Consider the following 1,632-nt stretch of genomic DNA (forward strand, 5'->3'; position numbering starts at 1 on the left):
GGCCTGATCGGGCCACCCTGGCTGGCGAGCGTGAACGATGCGGCGACGGCTGCCGCCTCCACGCCTCATTCCGTCGCCGCGCGGGATTCGACCGTTGCGGTGGATTCTGCCGATCCGTCGGGTTCCGCCGATCTGTCGAGTTCCGGCGCCGTATCGGGATCGGAATTGTCCGAGGGCTCCTTGGCCGGCGGTGGTTCGTCGGGGGATCAGGCCCCGCTGGGCGACTCGCCGCCGGCTTCCGGCAGCCAGAACCCGGCGCCTGCGCCGCCCCTGCCGGCGGATCCCCCGCCGCTGCCGATCGCGCCGAGCACCCAGCCGGCTCCGTCGCCGAGCGCCGACGGCGAGCAGAGCCCGCGGCTGACCGGCGGCCCGGGGCTCTCGGATTCGGCCAGCCCGTCCGGCAGCCCGACGAACAGCCCATCCGCATGCCCGAGCGGGACGGCGTCCGGTGCCCGAAACGGGTGCGCCCCTGGACCGACGGAGTGCCCGGCCGGTGCGACCGCCGACGCCGACCAGGCGTGTTCCACGCTCCCGGCACTCTGCCCGACCGACATGACCCGCGGTCCGGCGGGGATGTGCGACTCCATCTTCTCGGCCTGCCCCCCGGCGTCCGCCGGTGTCCCCGCCAGGCAGTGCCCTGCGCCGACGTGCGGCGTGGCCGACACCGACACCGACGAGCCGTCCGGCGAACAGTGCACCCCGCCCTGCCCGGCCGGATCGTCGCCGGCGCCGGGCTGCGACGAGCCGCGGCCCTGCGAGAGCGCGGCCCCGGCGCGGCCCCACAGCCGGGCGGTGGCCGCCACGCCCTGCCCGAAGCCGTCCGCCACGCGGACCGACCAGCCCGCGCCCAGCCCGACCGGCAGTTCACAGCCGCCGCACGCCACCTCGGTCACCTGCCCGGACGGGTCGGTGCGGGCCGGCGCGGACCAGTGCCCGCTGCCGCAGCGGTTCTGCCTCGGCTCGCCGGTCGGGGTGCCGGTGGGCGAGGCGTGCCCGGCGCCGAAGCCGTCACCGCCGGTCCCGGTCGTCTGCTGGGATGGCTCGGTGCGGGCGGCGACGCTGGACTGCCCGGCCGGACGGCGGCTATGCCCGGGCAGCATAGCGGTGCCGCTCGATGAGCTGTGCGCCGTTCCGGCGCCACCGCGCTGCGCCAAGGGCACCGTTCGCGTGCTCGGCGAGTGCACCGCGGTGCTGGTTTCCGGGGCCCCGCAACCGCCCGTCGGCACCCCGGTGGCGCGGGAGGCACAAGCCGGGGAGCTGCTGTTCGACCGGACCGTCGTCACCCCGGGGGACCTGCTGTTCGCCCGCGGTGCCGGGTGCCGACCCGGGGCGCCGGTCGTGCTCACGGCCGGCGGCGAGCTGGTCGGGCGGGCCGTCGCCGACCAGGCCGGTACGTTTGAGACCGTCGTCCAGTTCGCCAGCTTCCGGCCGGGTTACCGTCCGGTGGAGGTTAATTGCGGCAAGGAGCTCAACGCCGGCATCGACATGGTGCTCGTCTCCGCGGACACCAGCGCGGCCGCGCCTTCGGTGCTGCTTCCGCTGTTCCTCGCGCTGTCCTTCTTGGCCGTGCACTACCAGTTGGCGGCTCGGGGGCGGCGCCGGGCCAGGGCGCAGCGCCGCTAGCCGCTAGCC

General features: G+C 76.1%; 2 protein-coding genes. One reads left to right on the forward strand and one right to left on the reverse strand.

All coding sequences use genetic code 11. From position 1 onward, the window contains the following. Positions 1 to 206 precede the first annotated feature (206 nt). Positions 207 to 1,100: a hypothetical protein gene (locus tag G6R25_RS23850; protein ID WP_163554644.1), complete on the reverse strand. Its 894-nt coding sequence runs from the start codon at positions 1,098 to 1,100 to the stop codon at positions 207 to 209. 4 nt (positions 1,101 to 1,104) lie between these two features. On the opposite strand from G6R25_RS23850, the gene G6R25_RS23855 reads away from it, so the two are divergent. Beyond that, complete coding sequence (locus tag G6R25_RS23855; protein WP_163554645.1) at positions 1,105 to 1,623, forward strand: hypothetical protein; 519 nt, start codon at positions 1,105 to 1,107, stop codon at positions 1,621 to 1,623. The last annotated feature ends 9 nt before the right edge of the window (positions 1,624 to 1,632 follow it).

The organism is Candidatus Frankia alpina, from assembly GCF_902806485.1.
GTDB lineage: Bacteria > Actinomycetota > Actinomycetes > Frankiales > Frankiaceae > Frankia > Frankia alpina.